Source organism: Bacillus pretiosus (assembly GCF_051294775.1).
Lineage (GTDB): Bacteria > Bacillota > Bacilli > Bacillales > Bacillaceae_G > Bacillus_A > Bacillus_A wiedmannii.
In genome coordinates this window covers 39,889-66,728 of record NZ_JBPPHF010000008.1, presented here as the reverse complement: position 1 = coordinate 66,728, position 26,840 = coordinate 39,889, and the positions used below count along the sequence as shown (strand labels likewise).

The 26,840-nt window shown below is 35.4% G+C and carries 21 protein-coding genes; 7 read left to right on the top strand and 14 right to left on the bottom strand.

Annotated elements, in window-relative coordinates; all coding sequences use genetic code 11:
- Positions 1-155: 155 nt before the first annotated feature.
- The 7 genes from ACSG5Z_RS26780 to fdhF form a co-directional block, all read right to left on the bottom strand.
- The gene (locus ACSG5Z_RS26780; RefSeq protein ID WP_435712591.1) at positions 156-2,522 is read right to left on the bottom strand and encodes a heavy metal translocating P-type ATPase; all 2,367 of its coding nucleotides are present in this window, start codon (positions 2,520-2,522) and stop codon (positions 156-158) included.
- 23 nt (positions 2,523-2,545) lie between these two features.
- Complete coding sequence (locus ACSG5Z_RS26775; protein ID WP_000918377.1) at positions 2,546-2,923, bottom strand: ArsR/SmtB family transcription factor; 378 nt, start codon at positions 2,921-2,923, stop codon at positions 2,546-2,548.
- A gap of 255 nt (positions 2,924-3,178) precedes the next feature.
- Positions 3,179-4,594 carry an amino acid permease gene (locus ACSG5Z_RS26770; RefSeq protein WP_048541647.1) on the bottom strand — a complete coding sequence of 472 codons (1,416 nt, stop codon included), beginning with the start codon at positions 4,592-4,594 and terminating at the stop codon, positions 3,179-3,181.
- 103 nt (positions 4,595-4,697) lie between these two features.
- Positions 4,698-5,831: an alanine dehydrogenase gene (gene ald, locus ACSG5Z_RS26765; RefSeq protein ID WP_147787297.1), complete on the bottom strand. Its 1,134-nt coding sequence runs from the start codon at positions 5,829-5,831 to the stop codon at positions 4,698-4,700.
- A 369-nt stretch (positions 5,832-6,200) separates the two neighbouring features.
- A complete protein-coding gene (locus ACSG5Z_RS26760) occupies positions 6,201-8,072 on the bottom strand; it encodes a glycerophosphoryl diester phosphodiesterase membrane domain-containing protein (RefSeq protein WP_088061797.1) in 1,872 nt (623 codons plus the stop codon).
- A gap of 155 nt (positions 8,073-8,227) precedes the next feature.
- A complete protein-coding gene (locus ACSG5Z_RS26755; RefSeq protein ID WP_048541641.1) occupies positions 8,228-8,710 on the bottom strand; it encodes a helical membrane plugin domain-containing protein in 483 nt (160 codons plus the stop codon).
- Between the two features lie 12 nt (positions 8,711-8,722).
- Entirely contained in the window at positions 8,723-11,659 is a 2,937-nt protein-coding gene (gene fdhF, locus ACSG5Z_RS26750) for a formate dehydrogenase subunit alpha (RefSeq protein WP_000840694.1), read from the bottom strand.
- Positions 11,660-11,959: 300 nt separating this feature from the next.
- Here fdhF and fdhD point away from each other — a divergent pair, with 300 nt between their 5' ends.
- Both fdhD and ACSG5Z_RS26740 read left to right on the top strand, forming a co-directional pair.
- The gene (gene fdhD / locus ACSG5Z_RS26745) at positions 11,960-12,766 is read left to right on the top strand and encodes a formate dehydrogenase accessory sulfurtransferase FdhD (RefSeq protein ID WP_435712587.1); all 807 of its coding nucleotides are present in this window, start codon (positions 11,960-11,962) and stop codon (positions 12,764-12,766) included.
- Positions 12,767-12,995: 229 nt separating this feature from the next.
- On the top strand, positions 12,996-13,502 hold the full coding sequence (locus ACSG5Z_RS26740) for a GNAT family N-acetyltransferase (RefSeq protein WP_000405878.1): 507 nt from the start codon (positions 12,996-12,998) through the stop codon (positions 13,500-13,502).
- Between the two features lie 510 nt (positions 13,503-14,012).
- Here the strand turns inward: ACSG5Z_RS26740 and ACSG5Z_RS26735 are convergent.
- Positions 14,013-14,135, bottom strand: coding sequence for a hypothetical protein (locus ACSG5Z_RS26735; RefSeq protein ID WP_001068388.1), 123 nt, complete (start codon positions 14,133-14,135; stop codon positions 14,013-14,015).
- Between the two features lie 329 nt (positions 14,136-14,464).
- Between ACSG5Z_RS26735 and ACSG5Z_RS26730 the strand changes: the two genes are divergently transcribed.
- From ACSG5Z_RS26730 to ACSG5Z_RS26720, 3 genes are all read left to right on the top strand, one after another.
- Entirely contained in the window at positions 14,465-15,136 is a 672-nt protein-coding gene (locus ACSG5Z_RS26730) for a response regulator transcription factor (RefSeq protein WP_063261618.1), read from the top strand.
- A 65-nt stretch (positions 15,137-15,201) separates the two neighbouring features.
- Positions 15,202-16,665 carry a HAMP domain-containing sensor histidine kinase gene (locus ACSG5Z_RS26725; RefSeq protein ID WP_137012425.1) on the top strand — a complete coding sequence of 488 codons (1,464 nt, stop codon included), beginning with the start codon at positions 15,202-15,204 and terminating at the stop codon, positions 16,663-16,665.
- A 255-nt stretch (positions 16,666-16,920) separates the two neighbouring features.
- A complete protein-coding gene (locus ACSG5Z_RS26720; protein WP_000351216.1) occupies positions 16,921-17,433 on the top strand; it encodes a GNAT family N-acetyltransferase in 513 nt (170 codons plus the stop codon).
- A gap of 32 nt (positions 17,434-17,465) precedes the next feature.
- Here ACSG5Z_RS26720 and pdxR read toward each other — a convergent pair whose 3' ends face one another.
- Positions 17,466-18,866 carry a MocR-like pyridoxine biosynthesis transcription factor PdxR gene (pdxR, locus tag ACSG5Z_RS26715; RefSeq protein ID WP_087983425.1) on the bottom strand — a complete coding sequence of 467 codons (1,401 nt, stop codon included), beginning with the start codon at positions 18,864-18,866 and terminating at the stop codon, positions 17,466-17,468.
- 120 nt (positions 18,867-18,986) lie between these two features.
- On the opposite strand from pdxR, the gene ACSG5Z_RS26710 reads away from it, so the two are divergent.
- Positions 18,987-19,913, top strand: coding sequence for a DMT family transporter (locus ACSG5Z_RS26710; protein WP_087983427.1), 927 nt, complete (start codon positions 18,987-18,989; stop codon positions 19,911-19,913).
- Between the two features lie 115 nt (positions 19,914-20,028).
- A complete protein-coding gene (locus tag ACSG5Z_RS26705; protein ID WP_087983429.1) occupies positions 20,029-20,553 on the top strand; it encodes a DUF4871 domain-containing protein in 525 nt (174 codons plus the stop codon).
- Positions 20,554-20,850: 297 nt separating this feature from the next.
- On the opposite strand, the gene ACSG5Z_RS26700 is transcribed toward ACSG5Z_RS26705, so the two are convergent.
- The 5 genes from ACSG5Z_RS26700 to ACSG5Z_RS26680 all read right to left on the bottom strand — a co-directional run bounded on the left by ACSG5Z_RS26700 (position 20,851) and on the right by ACSG5Z_RS26680 (position 26,784).
- On the bottom strand, positions 20,851-22,050 hold the full coding sequence (locus tag ACSG5Z_RS26700) for an NAD(P)-dependent malic enzyme (RefSeq protein WP_088608950.1): 1,200 nt from the start codon (positions 22,048-22,050) through the stop codon (positions 20,851-20,853).
- Positions 22,051-22,109: 59 nt separating this feature from the next.
- Positions 22,110-23,456, bottom strand: a complete 1,347-nt coding sequence (locus ACSG5Z_RS26695) for a 2-hydroxycarboxylate transporter family protein (RefSeq protein WP_000512729.1) — start codon at positions 23,454-23,456, stop codon at positions 22,110-22,112.
- A 122-nt stretch (positions 23,457-23,578) separates the two neighbouring features.
- Positions 23,579-24,286 (bottom strand): response regulator, encoded by a 708-nt coding sequence (locus ACSG5Z_RS26690; RefSeq protein ID WP_098090699.1) that lies wholly within the window; start codon positions 24,284-24,286, stop codon positions 23,579-23,581.
- The gene (locus tag ACSG5Z_RS26685) at positions 24,283-25,887 is read right to left on the bottom strand and encodes a sensor histidine kinase (RefSeq protein WP_262720044.1); all 1,605 of its coding nucleotides are present in this window, start codon (positions 25,885-25,887) and stop codon (positions 24,283-24,285) included. Before ACSG5Z_RS26685 ends, ACSG5Z_RS26690 begins: the two co-directional genes overlap by 4 nt.
- Positions 25,888-25,965: 78 nt before the next feature.
- Positions 25,966-26,784: a methyl-accepting chemotaxis protein gene (locus ACSG5Z_RS26680; protein WP_434087966.1), complete on the bottom strand. Its 819-nt coding sequence runs from the start codon at positions 26,782-26,784 to the stop codon at positions 25,966-25,968.
- Between the last annotated feature and the right edge of the window lie 56 nt (positions 26,785-26,840).

Sequence of the window (26,840 nt, the reverse complement as noted above, 5' to 3'; positions counted from 1 at the left end):
TTGTGGAAAATATATTAAAATAGTACGACAAATATTTTTTATTTGTAAATTTTAATATTATGTTATTTATTTATAAAATAATATTTGTTATTATTTTATTGAGTCAATTTCAACAAAATAACCTAAAAAAGAGGACGCAGGTTGCGTCCTCTTTTTTATAAATCTTTCACTCGTAGTACACGCATTGCATTTAACACTGCAAGTAGTGTCACACCAACATCTGAGAAGACAGCTTCCCACATTGTTGCAATACCAAAAGCACCAAGTAATAAAACTAATCCTTTTACCCCTAATGCAAAGATGATATTCTGCCATACAATGCGTCGTGTGCGTTTTGCAATATTTAAGGCTGTTGCAATTTTTGAAGGCTCATCAGTCATAATAACAATGTCTGCCGCCTCAATCGCTGCATCTGATCCTAAACCACCCATCGCAATACCAACATCTGCTCTTGCTAATACCGGTGTGTCATTAATACCATCACCAACGAAAGCAACTTTTTCTTTTCCGTTCTTCGCCGCATCAATTTTTTCAATCTCTTCAACTTTTTGTTGCGGTAATAGTTCTGCGTGAACTTCATCTAAACCTAATTCTTTACCAACAGCTTCACCAACGGATTTTGCATCACCCGTTAACATGACTGTCTTCTTAATACCTAGTTCTTTTAATTTTTGAATTGCTTGTTTTGAATCTTCTTTTACCTCATCAGAGATAACGATATAACCTGCATATTCCCCATCTACAGCAACGTGAACTAATGTACCTACCGTTTCTGGTTGCTTAAATGTAATGTTTTCTTTTTTCATTAATTTAGCATTACCTGCAAAAATTTCTTTTCCTTGTACTTTTACGACTGTACCGTGACCAGAAATTTCGCTATACTCATCGATTATTTTTTCATCAATTGATTTTCCGTATGCCTTTCGAATAGATTGTGCAATTGGATGATTAGAATACACTTCTGCAAATGTTGCATACTCTAATAATTCTTCATTTGTAATACCTTCGCTTGGTTCCATTTTTGTAACTTTGAAGACACCTTTTGTTAATGTTCCTGTTTTATCAAAAACAATATATTTCACATCATTTAAAGCTTCTAAATAGTTACTTCCTTTTATTAACACACCACTTTTAGATGCACCACCAATTCCTCCAAAGAATCCAAGAGGAATAGATACAACTAACGCACATGGACAAGAGATTACTAAGAACACTAAAGCTCTATAAATCCATTCTGAGAATGTAGCTCCGTCTAAAATAAGTGGTGGAATAAACGCCATGATCGCTGCTGTAATAACTACAACCGGAGTGTAGTAACGCGCGAACTTCGTAATAAAGTTTTCTGTTGGCGCTTTTTTACTGCTTGCATTTTGAACTAAATCTAAAATTTTTGATACAGTTGATTCACCAAATTCTTTTGTAACTTCAATTGTTAATACGCCATTTTGGTTCACAAAACCACTTAATACATCATTTCCAACTTCGACTTCACGTGGTACAGATTCACCAGTCAATGCTGAAGTATCTACCATTGATGTTCCTTCAACTACTTTTCCGTCTAATGGTACTTTCTCACCAGGCTTCACGATAATATAATCGCCGATTTGTACATCTTCTGGTGATACTTGTTTCGTTTCATTTCCAACCTTCACATTCGCATAATCAGGACGGATATCCATTAATGAAGTAATTGACTTTCGGGAGCGATTGACCGCAATACTTTGGAATAGTTCCCCTACTTGATAGAATAGCATTACCGCAACAGCTTCTGAATATTGTTGAATCGCAAAAGCTCCTAGTGTTGCAATTGCCATTAAGAAGTTCTCATCGAACACTTGGCCGCGAGTTATGTTTCTTACCGCTCTCCAAACGATATCTCCACCTATTAATAAATACGCAAGGACAAATAACGGAATTGTTATCATTTGTGGTAAGCCAGCTAATGCAGCAATTGCTGTCAAAATTCCGCCGACCACTAATCGTCCTACCATCTTTTTCACATTTGCTTCACCATGGTCGTGACTATGTCCGTGGTCATGACCACCTTTTTCTTCACGAACAACTTTTACATCTGGTTCTAACTTTTGAACGACATTTGTTATATTTGCTATAGTCGCTTCTAATTCTCTTTTATTCGCTACTTCAACTCTTAATTTCTTTGATACGAAATCAACAGTTGCTGCTGAAACAGTGGGCATTTCTTTCACTTTATTTTCAATCTTCATCGCACAGTTTGCGCAATCTAAACCTTCTAATATAAATACTTCTTTCGCTACTTTTGTGTTGTTTTCTTCTTGTACTTTAATGTGCGGTTCTAATTTTGTAACGAGTTGTTTTGCTTCTGTAACAACTTCGCTTTCTTTATTTTGTACTGTTTCTAAAACCATTGTTTTTGTCGCGAAATTTACAGAGCAAGAATTTACTCCTTCTATATTCCCAACGCCTTTTTCAATTTTCATTGCACAGTTCGCACAATCTAAACCTTCTAACACCAGTTTCTTTTTCACTAATGCTTCAGCCATCGTTCTCCCTCCTCGCGTTCTTTTTATTCTTCCTCGTTTACGTGTTCAAACGCTTGCTCGAAGATATGAATTACGTGCTGGTCAGCTAACGAATAATAAACGACCTTTCCTTCTTTACGATTCTTTACAAGTTTCGCTTGCTTTAACACACGAAGCTGATGTGAAATAGATGATTGTGTCATTCCTAATAAATACGCTAAATCACACACACACATTTCTGCTTCAAATAACGCATGTAATATTCTCGTACGTGTACGATCACCTAATACTTTAAATAGTTCTGCTACTTTACTTAAACTTTCATCAGTTGGAATTGTTTGTTTTACTTGATCAACAACTTCTTCATGAATTATCGTTTGAGAACATGTCTCTTGTGGTGTTTCTACTTTATTTCCAGCCATTATAGCTCACCTCTTCATTTGAACATATGAACAATCATTCATATATCTTATACTCTTATTATATGAGCGTCCATTCATATGTGTCAATGAAATCTCATACATTTTTTCGAACATTTTGTTCATATTTTAATAAGACTTACACATATTTTCCACATCCATTACATTCTCATACAAAAAAGGATGTACATTTTGCACAAAAGAAAAAAGCCTTGCGCGCTCCCTAGACGCACAAGGCTTACTATACTTATATCCCTTTTAATTAGCTTGTTCTAAATTATCCTGCGAACTTCCATCGTCTTTTAAATGACTATGTTTTTTCGAATAAACAAAGTATACAACTACTCCGATTGCTAACCAAACACCGAAGTATATCCATGTTTTTAACGGTAAATTTACCATTAAGAATAGACAACATGCAACTGAAATAATCGGTAAGATCGGTACAAGTGGTACCATAAATCCACGTTGTAATTTCGGATGCGTTTTACGAAGAATGATAACAGTTACACCAACCATGGCGAATGTTAATAACGCTCCAATATTCGCTAAATTCGACAATTCTTTTAAATCGATAAATCCAGCAATTAAAGCACTACCAATTCCTGTTAACCAAACTGAAAATGTTGGAGCTTCAGTCTTCTTGTTAATTTTCGCGAAAGATTTTGGCAATAAACCGTCACGGCTCATTGCGAAGAATACACGAGTTGTTGCATAAATGTAAGCGAAAATTACAGCCATAATTCCGATTACAGCTCCAATAGCAATTACACCAGCCACTTTATCTTGTCCTACAACTTCTAACACATATGCCATAGCTTCAGGTACATCTAATTCCTTATAAGAAACCATACCTGTCATAACGAGACAAACTACAACATAAATGATTGTACAAATAACTAACGAAGCAATAATACCAATCGGTAGATCACGTTGCGGATTTTTTACTTCTTCAGCAGAAGTTGCTAATGCATCAAATCCTAAGAAAGCAAAGAATACTGCTGCTCCTCCGGCGAAAACTCCACTTATGCCGTACGGTGCAAATGGTATCCAGTTTTCTGGTTTCACGTAGAATACACCAACTGCAATGAATAAAACAACAATACCAATTTTAATTAATACCATTATGTTATTCACACGCTTACTTTCTTTCGTACCTCGTGATAATAACCAAGTTATCACCAACGTAACGATAATTGCGGGTAAGTTCACCATACCACCTTGCGATGGAATCGTTAACAAGGCTTTAGGAATTTCAAGTCCTAATCCACTAACTAAGTTATTGAAATAACCCGTCCATCCGCCAGCTACTGCAGCAGTTGTTACGACATATACGGATAACAATGTCCATCCCATTAAATGGGCAACAAACTCACCAATTGTTGCATATGAATATGTGTACACACTACCTGAAACAGGAAGTGTAGATGCAACTTCTGCATAACATAATGCTGCAAATCCACAAACAATTGCTGCTATCATGAATGAAAAAATAACTGCTGGACCAGCATCTCTTGCTGCTACTAATCCTGTTAATACTAGAACTCCTGTACCGATTATCGCACCAATCCCTAGCATTGTTAGGTCGAATGCCCCTAGCGTTTTCGTTAAAGTTTTACTTTTACTTTCCCCTAACAATTGCGTAACGGATTTCTTTTTAAATAGGTTGGCCACGATGTATGCCCCCTTTTGCCAAGAAGAGCTAAGAGATCTTCACTCTTAGCTCTTCTCATGTTGTTTTATATATTGTTCGATTTTGTTTTGTATAATGCTGCTATTAGCAAGATACTGTTTCTGCTTCTAATAATTCTTTAGCACCTTTGTACTCTACACCGTGAGCTTCTGCAACTGCTTCGAATGTTACATAGCCGTCTAATGTGTTAATACCTTTTAGTAATGCAGCGTTGCCTAGGCAAGCTTCTTTGTAGCCTTTGTTAGCAATTTGTACTGCATATGGTACTGTTACGTTTGTTAATGCAAGAGTTGATGTACGTGGAACCGCACCTGGCATGTTTGCAACTGCATAATGAACAACGCCGTGTTTTTCGTAAGTTGGGTTATCATGAGTTGTAATACGGTCAGTTGTTTCGAAAATACCACCTTGGTCAATCGCGATATCTACAACAACAGAACCTGGTTCCATTGATTGAATCATTTCTTCTGTTACAAGTTTTGGCGCTTTTGCACCTGGGATTAATACTGCACCGATTACAAGATCAGACTCTTTTACAGCTTCTGCAATATTGTAAGGATTAGACATTAAAGTTTTTACTTGGTTTCCGAAAATGTCATCTAATTGACGAAGACGTTCTGCACTTAAGTCGATGATTGTTACATCCGCACCTAGTCCAACTGCAATTTTAGCAGCATTTGTACCAGCTTGTCCACCACCGATGATTGTTACTTTACCACGTTTAACCCCTGGAACACCTGCAAGTAAGATACCTTTACCGCCTTTGTTTTTCTCAAGGAATTGTGCACCAATTTGTGCAGCCATACGACCAGCTACTTCACTCATAGGTGCAAGTAATGGTAGAGAACGGTTTTCTAATTGTACTGTTTCGTATGCAATCGCAACAACTTTCTTCTCAATTAACGCTTTTGTTAATTCTGGTTCTGGAGCTAAGTGTAAGTATGTGAATAAGATTAAACCTTCGCTGAAGTGTTTGTATTCGCTTTCAACTGGTTCCTTAACTTTCATAACCATTTCCATGTTCCAAGCTTCTTCAGCCGTATCAACAATTTTTGCTCCCGCTTCAACATACTGAGCATCTGTGAAACCAGATCCTAGACCTGCACCCTTTTGAATGAATACTTCGTGATTGTTACGAATTAAATGTACAACACCTGCTGGTGTCATTGCCACACGGTTTTCGTTGTTTTTAATTTCTGCTGGTACCCCAATACGCATAATGAAATGCCCCCTTATAATTAACAGAAAAAAGAAAGTCTTTTTTCTTTTTGTAATAATTAATAACTTATGTCCTTATTCTAGCATAACTTAAAAGTTATGAAAACGCTAACATATCATTTTTTAAAAGTTTATATATTTAGAATAGTGTAAATATATGAAACATTGATTCTATTAGCATCTTCGCTCCATTTCATTATATATCACTCTATTTTTATTATACTCCCTAAAAATAAGCAGCATTCACTTATTATTCGACAATAATGTAACAATGTAAGAAACCCGAGTGATTCCGTATACATATACAGTTAATAATTTGTACAATACTTTAGAGATATATTCTTTTCCTAAAAAAACAGCTGCAGGCATTTAGCCGGCAGCTGGGTAACTTATAAATAACTTGGAAAATAAATCATCTGTTGTTTCGCTAATTTTATCAAACAGATCACTTTCTTCCGCTTCTTGCTCTTTTAACATCTTAATTGTTTCGCGTGCATCTTCAGGATAATCGGTGATGATACCATCTACGTTTAATTTATAATATCCCTTTAAACTTTCCATATCATTTACCGTCCATACATAAATCGGCTTGTTTAACTTTCTTGCTTCTTTTACTAATTTCTTATTTAACATGTATTCTTCTGCTACATAAAAATCAGCCTTCACATTCTTTAAGTTGGCTCTACTTGCATACAGTATATATCCTACTTTTATATTTGGATTTGCACGTTTAAACTCTTTAATAAGCGGATAGTGTAGCGTTTGAATGACACATTGTTTCTCAAATTCATTATCTTTAATCACTTTTAATACTTTGTTTACGAAATCTTTTTCGCCACCATGAAGCTTCACTTCAATATTAAGTTTGATTTTGTTCTTTGACAGCTTAATGATCTCATCAAGTGTACTGATTTGTCCTGACAATCCGTCTTGACTAAGAGTAAGCTGCCTTAACTCATCCATCGTTAAATCTGACACATGAACATTAGCATTAGCAAGACGTTTTAGCTTCAAATCATGTATAACTGCTAGTTCACCGTCTTTCGTTTGCAGTACATCAATTTCAGCATAGTCTGCTTTCGCATCAATAGCCCCCTGCACAGCTTCTTTCGTATTCTCTACACCTTTTGAAATATAACCACGATGAGCCATAATAATTGGTTCTTTATATGTGTTTGTAATAAAGGTAACAATGAAGGCAACAACCATTCCAGCAGTAATAATTCCTACAATATATACGCCAATAAATTTCCAACGATGTTTTTGGAAGAAACATTTATCTGCTTTCGTTTTCGAATAATCTAATCCTTCTTCTAATAAAACATCTTCGACCGCAACCTTTTGTAAATACAATCTTGTTAACGCCATAATATAAAACGGCGTCATAATAAAGCTAAATAGGTACAATGTACTTGTTAAGAAGACTGAAATAGTTGACTCTGCTAGTAGTGCAAATGTCCCTTCTGGGTTCGTAAATTCATACACTCCCCACAGACAAAGTAAATAAATTCCTACACATAAAAGAAAGACGATTCCTACAGATATGAAAAAACCTACTAAAAAGAACAATACTTTAAAGAAGCTTTCTTTTACTAAGTTCGCACTTTTTCGTGCTGCCGTACGGAACGGCTTCTTCTCTAAAACAATAATAGGTAAAACAAAAATCCAACGAAGATTTAAATAGGCAACTACAGCAAAGAAAGTATAATATCCAACTTGCCCCATTGTTGTCTTAAATAGTTCACCTGTAATAAAATTAGGAATTTGAATTTCAGGAATCAATGCAGATTTATATCCCATACTTAATAGTGGTAATAGTACAACTGCATACAAAACAAATCCGGGTAAGCAATATGTAAACAGGGAAGGTAAATACGTTACTGTTTTATACAAAATTGGACGTAGTCTCACCTTTTGCCTTTTATGAGCGAAGTACGAAATGATAATAAGTACTGCAAACTCTGTAAATATAAGAAACAATGCCAATATAGATAAAATTAAAATCGCCAAAATCCCGTATGGTGTTTTCAAAAATGCTAATAACTCATCATTTGTTGCGTTTGCATACCCACCAAAGTACAACAACTTATTGAAAATAATACCGAAAAGTGGGATAAACACAATCGCTGCTAACAATTTATAAGCAAGTTGGAATGTTAACACATTCCAAAAAGCAAATCTAACAGTTTGAAAGGAATGTCTCATTACTCCTGGTATAGATAGTCTTTTACGGTGTTGCATATATTCCTCCATATTCTAAAACGATATTTGAGATGGATTCCATATTTCCATTTCTAATCCATCTTTTTAATAATAATATATTCCGCTTAACATGAACACTCTTATACATACAATGAAAAAAGTGATGGCTACGTCCCATCACTTTTTCATTTACTCTATTTTTTCTCTAATCCTTGCCCAAATGCTTTCAAGAAGCTAAAACCGAATGTAATGGCTCTATTGATATCTGGATCTTTTAACACTTTAAAGAAATCCATCACTTTTGTTTTTTTACCACTATTTAATTCATCTGTTGCAAATTGCAATCCAGTAACTAAACTCGATGTGATTTGCTTCGTTACTTCTGGGTCAACTGCAGATAGCGCTTCCCCCGCCCCCATCATATTGTTGAGTGCATTTTTAACAGGTTCACGATTTAATTGCTCCACAGCGATTTTTGAAACATCTTCCTTCGCAGCAAGTAAACTAATCGCTGCATCTAATATCCCAGCCTTCTGCAACTGTGCTAAAAGCTGCATCGTTTCTTCTACTGCTTCACGATTATTAGATAACTCATGTAGAAGTTCATCTGCTAATTGCTGTTTCTGTTCTTCCTCTGTTACAACTTTCTTTTTAATTAACGTAATTTCTTTCGCCACTATCTCCGCCCCCTAGTCCACAAGTGATACGTATTGTTTTCTTTGCCACTTTTGCTCGATTTCAACACCATTTTGCGGATTACGCTTTTTATCTCGCGGGTTTGAAGATGGTAACGGACGATTTCCTTTTTCACGTAACACACGCATTTTCACCATCGTTTGTTTATATGCTGGTGTACACGTATAAAGGTCTGTTGCCGTCCCAGTTAAAATATTGATTGCCTCTTCATTTACTGTTGCATGCATTGGTAAATATAGCTCTTTCCCCGTTACACGATCAGTAATAAGCGCTTGTACTTTAATTTTCCCAAATGGTGATGCTAATTCTACAAGACCACCATCTTTTACATTGCGCTCTATAGCGAGTTCAGGTGAAATTTCAACGAATACTTCAGATACTTTAGATAAAATACCAGCCGACTTATTCGTCATATTCCCTTCATGGAAATGTTCTAGCATACGACCATTATTTAAAAGTAAATCATACTCATCTGGCGCTACAACCGGTGGTACCCATTCATCTAATGACAAACGAGCAAGTTTATCTGGGAAGTTAAATCCATCTACATATAATAGCGGTGTATCGCTACCATCATGACTACCCCAACATAAACTATTCCATCCTTCTAGACGGTCATACGTCGCTTGAGAGTATAACGGTGCAAGTGATGCGATTTCGTCCATAATTTCACTTGGACTTTCGTAATTCCAATCCCCGCCCAGTGCACGAGCAACTTTTTGCAAAATCCACCAGTCTGGTTTGGAATCACCAAGCGGTTTCAATACTTCATATAATCTTTGAATACGGCGCTCTGTATTCGTAAACGTTCCTTCTTTTTCTAAGCTTGGTGCTGCCGGTAAAATAACATCAGCAAAACGAGCTGTTTTTGATAAGAACATATCTTGAACAACGAGGAAGTCTAAATTTGATAAAATATGTTGCACATGGTTCGCATTTGAATCGACTAAAGCCATTTCTTCACCCATGACATACATACCGCGTAGTTTTCCTTCTTCCGCTGCAAGTAACATTGCAATATTATTTAATCCTGGTGCTTTCGGAATAGTTGTACCGTATGCTTTTTCAAATTTCGCACGAAGCGTATCATCTGATACTGCTTGATAACCAGGAAGCCAGTTTGGTAATGTTGCCATATCACAAGCACCTTGTACGTTATTATGCCCTCTTAATGGGTATGCACCTGCACCAGGACGACGATAGTTACCCGTAACAAGTAGTAAATTTGAAATTGCTGCGGACGTTGTACTTCCTCCTGTATTTTGAGTTACACCCATTCCCCAAAGTATACAAGTACCATCTGCTTCATATACCATACGGGCCATTTCTTTTAACTGCGCTTTAGAAATCCCCGTAATTTCTTCTGTATAATCGAGCGTATACTTTTCTAACATTTTGCTATATTCATCAAAGTTCTTCACATTTTCAGCTAAAAACTTTTTATCGTGCCAATCTTGATCAATAATATATTTCGTAATACCAGCAAGCCATACGTAATCCGTACCTTGGCGCGGATGAATAAATAAATCCGCACGCTCTGCCATTTCATGTTTACGAAGGTCTGCTACAATCAGTTTTTGCTCGTGTAATTTATGAGCACGTTTTACTCTCGTCGCAAGTACAGGATGTCCTTCTGTTGGATTCGCACCAACGATAATAACAAGGCCTGCTTCAGCTATATCTTTCACTGTTCCAGCATCCCCGCCCATACCGACAGTTTTAAATAAACCGTCTGTCGCTGGAGATTGACAATAACGAGAACAGTTGTCCACATTATTCGTTCCATATATTTGTCGGGCTAGTTTTTGCATAAGGTAATTTTCTTCATTCGTTACTTTCGATGAAGAAATGAATCCAAATGCATCGCTGCCATATTGAGATTTAATATGCTGCATATTAGAAGCAACAACTTCTAATGCTTCTTCCCATGAAGCTTCAACAAACATATCTCCTTGGCGAATTAAGGGCTTCGTAATTCGATCTTCACTATTTACAAAGTCCCATCCAAATTTACCTTTTACACATGTGGAAATACCATTAACAGGTGCATCTGAAACAGGTTGTACTTTTAATATATGACGATCTTTTGTCCATACTTCAAAGGAACAACCGACACCACAAAATGTACAAACGGTTTTTGTTTTATTAACTTTCGTCTTACGCATCGCAGCCTCTACTTCTGAAACCGCTAAAATACTACTATATCCAGGCTCTACATCCTTTACAAAATCAATCATCGGATCTAACACATCTGGTTTTAATCCAGTCATAAACCCAGCTTCACCTAGCATTGTTTTTTCCATTAACGCATTACATGGACATACTGTTACACACTGTCCACAACTTACACAAGATGAGTCATTTATGCTTACACCATGATCCCATATAACACGTGGACGATCTAAGTTCCAGTCTATCGATATAGTTTCATTAACCTGTAAGTTTTGACATACTTCTACACACTGTCCACAAGCAATACATTGATTTGGATCATACCGATAAAACGGATGTGACATATCCACTTCACAAGCACTTACTTTCGGCTCATACGGATATTTCTGTTCTTCAATTCCCATCATATGTACCGTGTTATGAACTTTACAGTTACCATTATTGTTATCACAAACGGTACAATACAATAAATGATTCTCTAATATTCGATCCATTGCCTCAGTCTGTGCCTCTTTCGCACGCTGGGACTGTCTTTCAATATGCATACCGTTCTCTAATTTCGTTGAACAAGCACGTAATAACTTCCCATTTACTTCTACAATACACGTATCACAAGTTTGAATTGGATCTACTTCTGGTACATGACAAATTTGAGGATGTTCCAAATTACTCTCGTTAAATAATTGTAGTATCGTCTTTTCACCCGATGTGGAAAATTCTTTACCATCCACGGTTACACGGACTGTCTGTTCTGCCATAGTTTCCCCTCTCCTTACAACCAACTGTACAACACAATTATGAATCCGTTTTCAAAATCGCATTACTGTACATATTTTTGAAACGCTCTGCCCAAATACTTTTCTTATGAAGTCGATTCTAGATGTTATAAGGTATAACTACGAAAGCTTGAAAATATCACTATTCTACGGTTCTATTATATCGTACATATACAATAATAACCAAAATAATCTGTGATTTCCTTGCTAATAGGTGTTTTTATTTTCCCATTGTTTTATGATAAATATGGGAGATAAATACATATAAAAGGGGAATTAAATATGGGGCCTACGCAAGAGACTTATACAATTGTACGCTATCAATCTGGTACATTTTCAAAACAACTGGATGAGATTGTTACAGAATCTCCTATTACTATTAAATTAAATGGTGAAGAATATGTAACAGTTGTATGCACACCAAATTATATTGAAGATATGGTAATTGGTTTTTTAATTTCTGAAGGAATTATTGCTTCCTATAAAGATGTTGAAGAACTATGGGTGCAAAAAGATAACGGAATTGTCCATGTAACATCATCAAAAGTAAATCCACTCTATCAAACTTTATATAATAAACGATACATCACTTCTTGCTGCGGAAAAGGTAGACAAGGTTTTATTTTCGTTAACGATGCAGCAAAAGCAAAAGATTTACATGATATACATGTAAAAATTACTCCTGAAGAATGCTTTTACTTAATGAATACTTTACAACAATCTTCCACTACCTTTCGCCAAACCGGTGGGGTTCACAATACCGCGCTATGTGATCGAAACAATATCCTCCTATCAAGAATGGATATTGGAAGACATAATGCATTAGATAAAATATATGGTCATTGTTTACGCAACGATATATCCGTTAAAGGAAAAATCATCGCATTTAGCGGGCGTATTTCATCCGAAATTTTACTCAAAGTTTCAAAAATCGGATGTGAAATGGTTCTATCTAAATCCGCTCCAACAAAATTAGCATTACAACTCGCTCATGATTTAGGCATTACAGTCGTAGGATTTATTAGAAATGAATCTTGCAATATTTACACACATCCACATCGAATTGATGGTTATCAATTGAATAACTAAAATAACTCCTCGGTTGAGGAGTTATTTTAGTTATAAAAATGTAATATATTAAATACTTGAATAGTTAATGAAGTTAATATATAATTTCATTACATATTAAAAACAAACATTGTAGCATATATCTTTTCATTCTTTTACAAATTAAAAGAGACTGTTAACAAAACGCATACACAATCTTATTGAAGTAATGGATTTATTTGATTTGAAATTGACCAAGGAGGTTATAACTATGGAAATTCGCTTATTAACGACAGAGGACGCAGAAATATATTTAAAAGTTTGTATGGAAGGTTTAACGAAGAACCCGGAAGCTTTTAGCTCTTCTTATGAAGATGTTCTTAAACATGAGGATCCTGTAGCTGCTATGGCAAAACGATTAAGCAATCCGGATAAGTATACTCTAGGGGTCTTCAAAGATAACGATTTAATCGGCATTTCTACTTTAGAAACAAAGCCTTTCATTAAACAAGAACATAAAGCAAAAATCGGTTCCGTTTTTGTTTCCCCAAAAGCGCGTGGCCTTGGAGCAGGACGAGCTCTAATTAAAGCAATTATTGAAAATGCCGATAAACTACATGTAGAACAACTTATGCTCGATGTTGTAGTTGGTAACGATGCTGCAAAAAAATTATATGAGTCATTAGGCTTCCAAACTTACGGCGTACAAGAGCGTTCATTAAAACATAACGGGCAATATTGGGACGAGGAACATATGGTTCTGTTCTTAAATGATTAATACTTCAATATAGTTTTTTTAAAGCATCTTCTTATTAAGGAAGGTGCTTTTTTCATTACAACAATGTAATCTTCATGTCACCTTTATCGATCGTACCAAACCTTTCCATTCATTATACTAAAAGTATAAAGTGAAACTTTACTCAGTGGACATCTTTACCTCCACTGAGTATTAGCACTCACCAATCGGGCTTTTATGGGCAGTTGATCTTCCATCTAACTTCTTCGCATCCACTAAATCTTTAGATGGAATTCTTACTGCCCATTAATGCGAGGTAAAGTGACACTTTCATTAGTGAGGTACCAATCATGAAATGAACGTATAGCATTCAATTGATATATAAAGGAGAATGTGACATGAAACAAAACAAACGAGCTATGCTTTTAATATTTACTACAGCAATTGTAACTTCTGGGTTAGCAATTTTACCTTGGTTTATTATATAAAACTATTCCCCTAATAACGAAAAAAAGCTTATTGCTTCTTAAGAAGCAATAAGCTTTTTCTATATTATAAAATCCCCAAAATTTTATTTACACAACTTATAATAATAACCATAGATACGGCAATGCACATGACAACCGTATTACGATCTTGCTTTTCTTTTTTTGAAATTTCTTCTTTTGGATTCATGTGTATGATCTCCTTTTAAAAAAAGTGTGAGATAGGAAATTTTTCTTATCCGATGCGAGGTGAATACGAAAACCCTCTCTATCTCACATACACAATAGAATGGAATTGTCATTTTATAAATAAAATGACATGACGTTATGTCGCAACATAGGGTATTTTGTGTCGCTACGTTTTCTATTATAAAAAATAGTTGTGCAAAACTAGTGCATTTTTTATGTCAATTACTCTGAGCGAAAAATAACTCTTCCACCCAATCACATAAAAAGAGTTTTTTATTATTTTCATGTAAACTATACAAGTAGAATGAACAGTTTGGGGTGCACAATATTATGGTAAAAATTTTATTAGTAGACGATGAAGAACGCATGTTACGATTATTAGATCTGTTCTTAAGTCCTCGTGGCTATTTTTGTATGAAAGCTACCTCTGGCCTTGAAGCACTAAAGTTAATAGAACAAAAAGACTTCGATATTATTTTGTTAGATGTTATGATGCCGAATATGGATGGATGGGATACTTGCTATCAAATCCGTCAAATTTCCAACGTTCCGATCATCATGCTAACAGCTCGTAATCAAAACTACGATATGGTGAAAGGTCTCACTATGGGCGCGGACGACTATATTACAAAACCATTTGATGAGCATGTATTAGTCGCAAGAATCGAGGCTATATTACGCCGTACAAAGAAAGACGGCTTCGTTAGCTTCAATGGTATTGAGTGGGATAAAACGAAACATACTGTCACAGTATATGATGAAAAAATCTCACTAACTCCTATCGAGTTTTCGTTACTTGGACTATTTTTACTAAATACAAACCGTGCTTATAGCCGAGATGATTTGATTGAAAAAATTTGGGGTTATGAAACAGACATTGAATATAGAACAATCGATTCACATATTCGCAATATCCGCGATAAATTACGTAAAAAAGGATTTCCAGTTGAAAATTACTTAGAAACTGTTTATAAAGTCGGATATAAATGGAAAAGTGAATAATTACTTCGGTCAGTGGACAATAGTATACCACTGACCCTTTATATGAAATAAGGTATGGTGAGGAAATGAGTAAACTTTCACTTAAAATTGGGACATACTTTTTAATATTAGCTTTATGTATTGAAACAATTGCTTTTGTATCTTTTTACAAAAGCATTTCAACAATGCGCATTGAGGAAGAAACACTTGCTCTTTTAGAAAAAGGCAATCGCTATAGTAACAAAATTACAAACCGCACAAAGTGGAGTGCCATTGCTAAAGAAAAGAAATACCTCGAACGCGCTGAATACAATAAAAAGCCTAACCGTCCTATGTATCCAGAGTTCGATATCGCGAATGAAGCTGAACACTTAGTAGAATCAGAATTAATTGCTAACTCTGATATAGCCATCATAATAACAGACAATAATGGCAAAGTCATTTCCACTTCAGAACCCGTAACAAAGGCAATGCAGAAACAACTTACTTGTAAAACAGAACCTATTCCAAAAGGCGGATTAATCGTCGAAAAGAACTGGAAAAAATCAAAATTCATCACTACGGTAAGCCCGCTGGAACTTCAAGGATTTCAAGGTAAGTTGTATATGTTATTAAAAACATCTTTCTTAGAAAATATGTTACTTAAACTCATGAACCAATTTCTTATCATTAGTGTTTTAACAATTATTTTAACGACTATTTCTGTCTTTGTTTTTTCTCGTGTTATTACAGAACCGCTTATAAAAATGAAGAAGGCAACAGAAAAAATGTCAAAGTTAAATAAGCCAATTCAATTAGGTATTAAACGGAATGATGAACTTGGAAGTTTAGCAAAAACGATTGAAGATTTATCTAGTGAACTGACTTATATGAAAAAAGAACGCAATGAATTTCTCGCTAGTGTTGCCCATGAACTATTAACTCCATTAACCTATATGAAAGGTTATGCGAAGGTAGCAAAGAGAGACTCTTTAACGAAAGAAGAGCGTGAAGAATACTTACAAATCATTGAGGATGAAACAGATAGTGTAACCGATCTCGTCCAAGATTTATTTATGCTGGTGCAATTAGAACAACACCAGTTTGTTATAAAAAAACAAAAAGTGATTCTTCAACCATTTTTAGAACGAATGGTTGAAAAAACAAAAACAACATTAACAAATAAACAAATGCAACTCCATGTATATTGCAAAGATGATTTAGAAGTTTGCATAGACGAAAGACGTATGGAACAAGTTATGTTAAATTTATTACACAACGCTTATCAACATTCGCCAGAAAACACTACTATTACGATACGCGTACTCACAGAAACAGATTCTTTTACAATAAGTGTAGCCGATGAAGGAGAAGGTATTCCTGAAGAAGATATCCCGCATATTTTTGATCGTTTTTATCGTGTTGATAAATCGAGAACGAGAGCTACTGGAGGAAAAGGTATCGGGCTAGCTGTTGCAAAAGAAATTGTAGAATTGCATAACGGTTCCATTCTAGTAACAAGCCAATTAGGAGTAGGAACAAACTTTAGAATCGAGCTACCTTTTGAATAAGATGCGTGTGAAAACACCAGTAGTAGTAAACACTACTGGTGTTATTTTGTTCATAAAATCAGCTCATATAAGCTAACCTTTTGAAATTATTCTTATTTCAATATAAAATAAAGTAAAACTTTAACCAATCGGGCATTTACGGGCAGTTATCTCCCACCTAAATTCCGCGCATTCGCCGGATTTTAAAGTTGGATTCTTACTGCCCGCAAATAGCGGGGTAAAGGTACATTTGCAAAGATTTGGAGGGTGATATAATTGGATATCCATGTATTAACAAAAGATGAAGCAGAAATTTACTTAGAACTTCGTGTAGAAGGATTAAAGCAAAACCCTGAAGCTTTCAGCTCTTCTTATGAAGATATTATTAATAAAGAGTGTGCGATTGAATATAAAGCACAAAAATTAGCACAAGATGAAAACTATACGCTAGGTGCATTTAAAGATGGACAATTAATCGGAGTTGCAACGCTGGAAACGAAACCATATGTAAAACAAGAACATAAAGCTAAAATTGGTTCTGTATATGTGTCTCCAAAAGCACGCGGACTTGGAGCAGGAAAAGCACTTATTAAAGAATGTCTTGAACTTGCTAAATCTTTAGAAGTAGAACAAGTTATGCTTGATGTTGTTGTTGGCAACGATGGTGCGAAGAAACTTTATGAATCATTAGGTTTTAAAACATTCGGTGTACAAGAACGTTCACTGAAATATAACGGACAGTATTGGGACGAAGAGCATATGGTCTTATTCTTAGATGAAAATAAATAATAAAAAACATCCTCATGCCTGGAGGATGTTTTTTACTTTCTTGTATACCATGCCTTATGTAATAATTGAACCGCTTTCGCAATTTCGTCTTCTGATAAAATTGCAAACCCAAGTAAAACTACATTTTCAGGCGCAGTACCGTCTTTATAGTACGTAGAAACAGGATATATTTTAATACTATATTTTGCAGCTTCTTGAATGAGTTCTTCTTCTCGCATTCCATTATGCACTTTTAATAAAATGTGTAATCCAGAATCTTCTCCTATCACTTCAACACGATTAGAGAAATACTTCTCTATTTCAAAAACAAGTCGATCCCTCTTTTTTCGGTAGACGACGCGCATTTTATGAATATGTTTTTCCCAATAGCCTTCATTTAAAAACTTTCTAATCACTTCTTGGTCCATTCTTGAAACACTTTGTGTATAAAACAAATACTCCTTTTGATATTTTTCAATTACATTCTTCGGTAATACTATATAGCTCATCCGTAATGAGGGCAACAAAGCTTTTGAGAGCGTCCCCATATAAATAACTTTCCCATCTGTATCTAAACCTTGTAGTGCCGGAATTGGCTTTCCTGAATAACGAAATTCACTATCGTAATCATCTTCAATAATATACCTGCCTTCCTCTTTCTTCGCCCATTGTAAAAGCTGCGTCCTTCTCGTAATAGGCATAATCATTCCATATGGGAATTGATGAGATGGAGTTACAAATACAACATTCGCATCGCTATTTTCTAAATCTGCCATACAAATTCCGTCTCTATCTAAAGACAACATTTGAACCTTCTTCTCTCCCTGTTCAAAAACGACCATTTTCCTATGATAACCTGGATTTTCAACAGCATAATTACTTCCCTTCAACAATTGAAAAAGTAACTTCACTAATATTTGTGTTCCCGCCCCTAATACAATTTGACTAGCTGAGCAACGTACACCTCTAGATTCATACAAATAGTTCGCAATTTCCTCCCTCAGGCTCAATTCCCCTTGAGGGTGTCCAAGAAAAAGCAACTCATTATTATGTGGTTGCCATACATCATTTATAAGCTTGCGGTACGTAGTGAACGGAAACGTATTCGTATCAACCCCTGTTTGGGTGAAATCAAATGTATAGTTCTCCTCCCGAAACGGTACTTCTTCTACTTTCGCTTCACTTCCTTCTACATAAATCATTTGTTCAATTTCACATACAAAATAACCTTTTCTCGATGCCGATTCAATATAACCTTCTGCAAGTAATTGCTCGTAAGCCGCTTCTACTGTATTCTTACTCACTTGTAAATAACTCGCCAGCTTTCTTTTAGCAGGTAATTTTGTAAAAGCCGGAATCGTTCCATCTTTAATTTCTTTTTTTATATACTCATACAATTGCACGTACAATGCCTTTTTACTATTCATATTTAAATTAGGCGTTAATTCTAACATAATATCTGACCCCTTAATAAAACTGAAATCTGATACTTTTTACAGTACCAGAAGTTATATATAATTCCTTGTATCATGTCACACATAAAAAATCAAATACTCGAGAGGGGATGCATGATCATGAACAACAATAGACAGATTGGACTCATTATGATTATTACAGGAGCTACCTTATGGGGATTATCTGGCCCGATGATTCAGTGGCTATTTCAACATACTAACGTATCATCAATTGATTTTTTAACAATTCGCTTGTTGCTTGCGGGAATATTTATTTTATCTTTCTTACTTATAAAGAAACAAAACATATTTCAAATTTGGAAACATCCTAGACATTCTATACAACTTATTATTTTCTCTATTCTCGGCATGCTCGGTGCGCAATACGCCTTTATTGAAACGGTTCATATTAGTAACGCAGTCACAGCAACATTATTTCAATTTCTAGGTCCTGTTCTTATTACCATTTATGTCGCATTTGGACAAAGGAAATTCCCAGCGTCTATGCAACTGCTCGCAATTATAACAGCACTAACGGGGACATACTTTATTATTACAAATGGTTCAATTGAAAATATTGTTTTATCAAAAGAAGCCATTATTTTTGGTCTATTAACTGCAATTGGATTTGCATTTTATACCCTTCATCCAGCCTCTCTTATTAAAGAATGCGGAACAACTGTAGTAATTGGCTGGGGAATGTTAATTGGCGGTATTACCCTGCTTATTTGTAATCGCTCGTTTGAATGGAATCAGCTTTCACAAACTTTTACATCAAGAACTTTTTCTATGCTTATTCTTATCATCATAAGTGGCACTCTTTCTTTCCTCCTTTATATCGGTAGTCTGAAATATTTAGCAGCAACAGAAACGAGCATTTTATCTAGCATTGAACCACTTGTAGCTGCCATCGTTTCAATCGCTTGGCTAAATGAATCCTTTGGAGCATATCAATTATTAGGCGGCGTATGTATCGTTCTTTCTGTTATTTTCTTAACGATGCCACAAAAAGAGAATGAACCTACCTTTTCAACTGAACAAATATAGAAAATGTCAAAAGAGGTCGTACAAAACTTACGACCTCTTTTTATACTTTAAAGGAATTGTCCCGCTTTCTAGCAAATACAATTACACTAACAATAAAATTTAGGAGTGTGACACCATGAAAAAAATCGGAACTATGCTACTTTTCTCTTTTCTCATCGCTGGATGCACACAAGCGCAACCTGATTCAGAAGCACCTAAAAAAGAAGCCATCGCAACGTCATCCACTCAAGTTAATGCACCTTCCTTCTTTCATCTTAGCGTTTTAAAAGATGTAAATTGGGAAGAAACACCTTCCTTCATACAAGAAAAAATACCTTTAAAAGGCATCGAAGAAAAAATCGCAATGGCTGATAGTCCTATTATCGCAAATGAAAAAAATGAAATAATGTGGTACTTTTTAGATCCTGAAATGCCAACTGGAAAACTATCTATTATTGCACTAAAACAAGGATCAATAACTCCAACACCCGTACTCTTTCAACAAGAAACTTCCAAACCAACTTGGACTACTTCAAATACAATTGATTCTACTACAAACGAACTCCCTCTCACTATGTCACTACCTTCATCTGGATTATGGATATTAAATATATATGTGAATGAAAAATATTATGATCAGTTTTTAATTACCGCTGAGTAAAGTGACAAAACTAAAACACTTTCTTACAACAATGTAATTTCTACGTCATGTACTTCGATAGTTGAAGTATCTCTCTTCTCTTATACTTAAAGTAAGAAATGACACGAGGAGAGATGAGAGATGAAAAAAATGATAGAAGTAATCGTAGCAGTAACTGAGGTTTTAGTAAATGGTAAACAAGTTGCAATGGAATTAAATAAATAGTGAAGACACACAAATAAATAATTTTACACTTCTTCATTATTTTGATTTCTTATCTCAAAAAAGCAGTGCCTTTTTAGGCACTGCTTTTAGCTATTAATAACTTGGTATTTTCATAATTTGCGCCACACCTGAATCAATGGCCGCTTTCGCTACAGCTTCCGCAACACTTGGAACAACTCTTTTATCTAACGGATTCGGGATTACATAATTCGCATTACGTTCTTCGTCCGTAATGATGTTAGCGATCCCATATGCTGCCGCTAATTTCATCTCTTCTGTAATATCAGTCGCGCGCACATCTAACGCACCACGGAATATCCCTGGGAACGCCAATACATTATTTACTTGATTCGCATAATCCGAGCGTCCGGTTCCTACTACAGCTGCCCCAGCCTCTAATGCATCCTCTGGGAAGATTTCTGGAATTGGATTCGCCATAGCAAACACAATTGCTTTCTCATTCATCGTTTGTACAAGTTCTTTCGTTAATACGTTAGGAGCAGATACGCCAATAAAAATATCAGCTTGATGAATCGCTTCTTTTAACGTTCCACGCACATATTCTCGATTTGTCTTTTTGGAAACTTCAATTTGTGCTTCGTTCATCCATGATTCACCTTCACAAACAATACCTTCTAAGCTAACTAACGTAATGCGCTTTGCACCAGCTTTTAATAATAATTTTCCAATTGCAATTCCTGCCGAACCCGCACCGTTAATAACAATTTTCACATTATCCATTTGTTTGCTAACAACTTTTAATGCATTAATAACAGCTGCTAAGACGACAATAGCGGTCCCATGTTGATCATCATGGAATACAGGAATATTTGTTTCTGCTTTTAATCGCTTTTCAATTTCAAAACAACGTGGTGCCGCAATATCTTCTAAGTTAATTCCTGCAAACGTAGGCTCTAAATTTTTCACAAGAGTAACGATTTCATCCACATCAGTCGTACCTAAACATAACGGGAAAGCATCTACATTCGCAAATTTCTTAAATAAAATACTCTTCCCTTCCATAACAGGCATAGCTGCTTTCGGTCCAATATTCCCTAAACCAAGTACCGCTGTTCCATCTGAGATAACTGCCACCATATTACCGCGTGCCGTATAGTCATACACTGTTTCTTCATCCGCCGCAATTGCTTTGCAAGACTCCGCTACACCTGGTGTATATGTCAGGCTTAAATCATCCGCTGAATTTACTTCTACTTTACTTGTAATTTCAATTTTCCCTACTAATTCTTTATGCAGTAACAATGATCTTTCATTAATTTGATTATCTAACATACTTATAATCTCCCCTTAAATTGACAAGCTAGCTATATGAATATAGCTAGCTTGTTTGATCATGAAAACATTTTCAATAAAATTGTCGCTGTTACAACCATTGCTGCCCCGCCTAAACGTGTTGAAATTTGCGCAAACGGCATTAATTCCATACGATTTGAAGCTGATAAAATAGCAACATCTCCAGTTCCACCTAAACCACTATGACATCCCGTTACAATTGCTGATTCAACTGGATACATTTTCATCACTTTCCCTACAAGAAAACCTGATGCTACCATTGTAAGAACAACTGATGCGCACACAACAACATATCCTACTGAAAGAACTGCTGCTACGTCTTTTAACGGAATATATAGCAATCCTAGTCCAACCATTAACGGCCAAGTTAAATTCTTCGAAATGAATTTATATAAATGGAATGCTCCTTGCTCCATTTTTGCTGGCATTAATTTAAAGTATTTCACAAGTGCTGCTGAGAAAATCATAATGATTGCCCCAGGAATACCGATGAACTTAGAAGCAAATCCTCCGAAGATGAAGAACGTACACGCAATTAATAAACCTGCTCCCATTAATGAGAAGTCAATTGGCTTCTCTGTATTTTGTTCTTTTAATAACTCTGCTTGATTGTCTGTTTTCACTAATACACCGTTACCACTAAGCTCCGGTTTCTTCTCACCTAAACGCTTCATATACCCTGCACTCACGATTGCGAACATATTTCCAATAATAGCCGCTGGAATAAGTTGTGATACAAACGTTGCTGATGATTCATTTAAAATATCACTATAAGCTAGCGACAATGGTAAAATCCCTTCCCCAATACCACCACTCACAATTGGTACGATGATAAAGAAGAATGTTTGCTTCATTTCAAATCCAAATAGTGAACCGACCAATAATCCTACCGCTACAGAAGCTAACGTCCCTACTACTAAAGGTATAAACATACGAACGAAACCTTGTACTAATACTTTACGATTCATTCCTAAAATACTTCCGACTACTAAACAAGAAATATATAAATATAAAAAGTTCGATTTTTTCATTAACATAGTCGCAGCTTCCATTGAAGCTGGATTCATCCAGTTAAAAAATACAAGTAATGATGGAATAAATAATGAAAGTATTGCCGGGCCGCCGATATTTTTTAAAATTGGAATTCTCATTCCAATGTCGCCTAAGAAAATACCCATGATCATAATAACTGCAAATCCACCAATCATATCTGCTGGCAATTTATTATATACAGATGCCCCATAAATAATAGCAGCCAATACTACATATAACGGTAAAGGTATAACACCGATTTTTACATTCATAATTTTAGAAGCGAAAGATTCTCTTTGTACTTCATTTCCTCCAGAAAATGATACCGCTTCCACATTCTTTTGAATTCCCATATGGCACCTCCTTGTTTTCTTAATAACAATATTAAAACGCTTTCAATAGTAAAAATAGTTTTTGTAAGTTTTGTAATTGATTTTGTAATTAAAAAAAGTATAAGCGACTTATAATAAGTCGCTTATACGTAAAACTCTATTTTATTTTGGTCAATACATCTTAATTTACTCACTGGTCTTCCTACATGTTGATACACCATTTCGTTTTCTAATACTCCAATTTCAGTCAAAAACATTACATACTTTCGAATAGAAACTCTTGAAACTCCAACTAATTGCGCCATTTCATCTGTTGTAAACGCTCGTCCATTCAGCGACTCGATCTTTTGCCAAATTAATTGCATCGTTTGCTTCGTTAATCCTTTCGGAAGCTCTTTAGTGACAGTAGGCTCTCTTTTTTCTTTTTGCAAAATTAACGAATCTAATTCCGATTGACTAATTTTTTGTTGTTCTTTCATGAAAGTAAGCTTTTCTCGATATATAGTTAACGCCTTTTTAAATCGTTCAAATGTAAATGGTTTAATTAAATAATCTACTACACCATATTGTAATGCTTTTTTAATACTCCCCATATCATGTACAGCTGAAATCATCATAATATCGATTTCTTTTTCTTGGTTCCGAATATACATTAAAAGCTCAAATCCAGTTTCTTCAGGCATAAAAATATCAAGTAATACTAAATCTACTCGTAATTCCTCTAATACTTCTATCGCTTCTTTAACGGAGTTAACTGCTTGAACAAGTTCAAACCCTCCTACTTGCTCTAAATAATGCGTATTTAACATTGCTACCATCGGGTCATCTTCTACAATTAAAACTTTAATCATATTTGCCTCTCATCCCTACCTTTAGGTATTTCAATTGTTATCGTTGTTCCCTTTCCTACTAATGAATGCATATGAATTCCCCCATTTATTCGCTGTATACTTTCTTTTACAAGATACAAACCATAACCACGGTTATCTCCCTTTGTGGAATAACCTTTCGTAAATAATGCCCCTATTTCTTCTTCTGGTATACCTTTCCCCGTATCTTGTACTGTAATGATTAATGTATCCCCATATTGTATCTCAAGTTCAACTTGCTTCTTTTCACAATTCATCACTGCCTCTAATGCATTATCAATTAAATTTCCGACAATCGTAATTAGTTCATGAATAATACTTTCATCATCTATTTCCGGCATGTAAGAATCTTCACTTATGATTAATTTTATATTTTTCTCTCTAGCATAGCTAAGTTTCCCAAGTAAAAAACCAGCAAATACTGGACTTTTTATTCTCTCCATAACCCCACCAATTTCATATTGATGCTCTGATACCATACCGCTTATATACTTCTGTAATTCTTCATACTGCTTCATGTGTGTAAGTCCTAATACGACATGCATTTTATTCATAAATTCATGCGATTGTGCCCGTAATGCTTCCGCATATAGTCTAATACCAGTTAATTCTTCTGCTAATTTTCTAACCTCTGTTTTATCACGAAATGTTGCAATTGCACCAACTATTTCTCCTTTTACATATAAAGGAACACGATTCGTCACAATCGTAATTCCATAAATATTTTGTTCTTCGTTTAATTGTACCTCTCCCGTTTGTAATACTTCTTTTATACGTGAATTAGGCATATACAACTCAACATCTTTACCGATAAAATCTTCTTCAAGTCCACTTTTCTTAAACAATCGTTTTGCCTCATTATTTATTAAAGTTACATTGGCTTCTTTATCTACAGCAATAATACCTTCCTTTACAGATTGTAGCATCGTATTTCTTTCTTCAAGAATTTTCGCTATCCTGTGAGGTTCAAGACCGAATAAACTTTTCTTTATATGTCTAGCTAGTAATATTGCTCCTATAATTCCGACTAGTACTCCAACTCCGACACCAATGTAAATGATATGTCTACTTTCCTTAACTCTCTCTTTTACATTATCTGCTGAAATACCAACGGCCACCGCTCCAAGTTGTTCACCTGTTTCAGAAAATACAGGTACAAACACTCGCATTGAAATACCTAAAGTTCCTTCTGCCAGCGATACATGTTCCTTTCCTTTCAATGCAGGCCCTTCATCTCCCCCAATAAAATGATAGCCTATTTTTTGAGGATTTGGATGTGATTTTCTTATTCCATTCATGTCCATAACTACAATGAATTGAACACCTGTGTTTTTTAATATTCTATTTGTATACGTTTGGATTGCAGAAGTATCTGCCTTCCCAATCAAACCATCGATTACAATTGAATCATTCGCCACAATGTGTGCAATTGTTTTTGCTTTCTCTGCTTGGCTATCCTCCGTCGTCCGTTCTACATTATGACTAATTAATATATCTGTCACAAGTAAAGAAAAAATTACAACTGTACAAACTAACAATGTAATCGTTTTCCATAAATTCCATAGTCTTTTTCTTTTTTTCATCCCGTTAATGACTCCCCTAATTGCTGAATAGAAAAATAAGTAAGGTGAAAATAATATCACCTTACTTATCTGCTGTTATTATACTTTAAATTTACTAGTCATCGCTTGTAGTTCTTCGGCCATCCCAGCTAAGTTTTGCGAAGCTGAACTAATTTCTTCCATCGAATTCACTTGTTCTTCTGTTGAAGCAGCAACACTTTGCATACTAGCTGTATTTTCTTCTGCAGCCGCTGCAATTTCATCAATAGCATTTGTCACTTCATTTGCATCTCCAGCAATTCTCTTCGTTGTTTCTACCATTTGATTAACTTGAGAAACAATATGTGTAGTAGAACTTAAAATTTCCGTAAAACTTGCTTTCGTTTTTGTTACAACATCAAGGCCTTGTTGAACTTCTCCATTCACATTATCCATCGCCTTAACAGTATGTTCAATATCCGCCTTAATTTCTGCAATTAAATTTGCAATCTCTCCAGATGATTCTCCTGATTGCTCCGCTAATTTTCTAACCTCATCAGCTACAATAGCAAACCCTCGGCCCTGTTCACCTGCTCTTGCCGCTTCAATAGCCGCATTTAAAGCTAATAAGTTCGTTTGAGTAGCGATGTTTTGAATCGCTTCAGAAATAGCTCCTACCTGCTTTGATTTCTCATCAAGAAGTTTAATAATAGCATCTGACTCGGATACCGATTTAGAAATAGACTGCATTTGTTTTGCTGTTTGTTCAACCAATTCTTCCCCTTCTTCAGCTCTTTCTCTCGCATGTAATGAGGAGATAGAAATTGATTCCGCGCTTCCAGTTACATCTTGAATTGCTGTATTTACTTGTTGTAATGTAGCCGCACCTTCTTCAACACCTTGACTTTGTGATTCAGCCCCACCTGATACTTGTTCCATTGCAATTGTAATTTGATCTGTCGCATCATTTGCTTGCTGTACGCTCGCTGTTAACT

Bases quoted from the DNA above. Each gene is read 5' to 3' on its own strand.
- fdhD (WP_435712587.1), top strand. From the start codon at position 11,960: ATGGGGCCTACGCAAGAGACTTATACAATTGTACGCTATCAATCTGGT.
- ACSG5Z_RS26680 (WP_434087966.1), bottom strand. From the start codon at position 26,784: ATGGAACAAGTATCAGGTGGGGCTGAATCACAAAGTCAAGGTGTTGAA.
- ald (WP_147787297.1), bottom strand. From the start codon at position 5,831: ATGCGTATTGGGGTACCAGCAGAAATTAAAAACAACGAAAACCGTGTG.
- ACSG5Z_RS26725 (WP_137012425.1), top strand. From the start codon at position 15,202: ATGAGTAAACTTTCACTTAAAATTGGGACATACTTTTTAATATTAGCT.
- ACSG5Z_RS26695 (WP_000512729.1), bottom strand. From the start codon at position 23,456: ATGGGAATTCAAAAGAATGTGGAAGCGGTATCATTTTCTGGAGGAAAT.
- ACSG5Z_RS26775 (WP_000918377.1), bottom strand. From the start codon at position 2,923: ATGGCTGGAAATAAAGTAGAAACACCACAAGAGACATGTTCTCAAACG.
- ACSG5Z_RS26730 (WP_063261618.1), top strand. From the start codon at position 14,465: ATGGTAAAAATTTTATTAGTAGACGATGAAGAACGCATGTTACGATTA.
- ACSG5Z_RS26740 (WP_000405878.1), top strand. From the start codon at position 12,996: ATGGAAATTCGCTTATTAACGACAGAGGACGCAGAAATATATTTAAAA.
- ACSG5Z_RS26780 (WP_435712591.1), bottom strand. From the start codon at position 2,522: ATGGCTGAAGCATTAGTGAAAAAGAAACTGGTGTTAGAAGGTTTAGAT.
- ACSG5Z_RS26760 (WP_088061797.1), bottom strand. From the start codon at position 8,072: ATGCAACACCGTAAAAGACTATCTATACCAGGAGTAATGAGACATTCC.
- ACSG5Z_RS26685 (WP_262720044.1), bottom strand. From the start codon at position 25,887: ATGAAAAAAAGAAAAAGACTATGGAATTTATGGAAAACGATTACATTG.
- ACSG5Z_RS26690 (WP_098090699.1), bottom strand. From the start codon at position 24,286: ATGATTAAAGTTTTAATTGTAGAAGATGACCCGATGGTAGCAATGTTA.
- ACSG5Z_RS26710 (WP_087983427.1), top strand. From the start codon at position 18,987: ATGAACAACAATAGACAGATTGGACTCATTATGATTATTACAGGAGCT.
- ACSG5Z_RS26735 (WP_001068388.1), bottom strand. From the start codon at position 14,135: ATGAATCCAAAAGAAGAAATTTCAAAAAAAGAAAAGCAAGATCGTAAT.
- pdxR (WP_087983425.1), bottom strand. From the start codon at position 18,866: ATGTTAGAATTAACGCCTAATTTAAATATGAATAGTAAAAAGGCATTG.
- ACSG5Z_RS26705 (WP_087983429.1), top strand. From the start codon at position 20,029: ATGAAAAAAATCGGAACTATGCTACTTTTCTCTTTTCTCATCGCTGGA.
- ACSG5Z_RS26700 (WP_088608950.1), bottom strand. From the start codon at position 22,050: ATGTTAGATAATCAAATTAATGAAAGATCATTGTTACTGCATAAAGAA.
- fdhF (WP_000840694.1), bottom strand. From the start codon at position 11,659: ATGGCAGAACAGACAGTCCGTGTAACCGTGGATGGTAAAGAATTTTCC.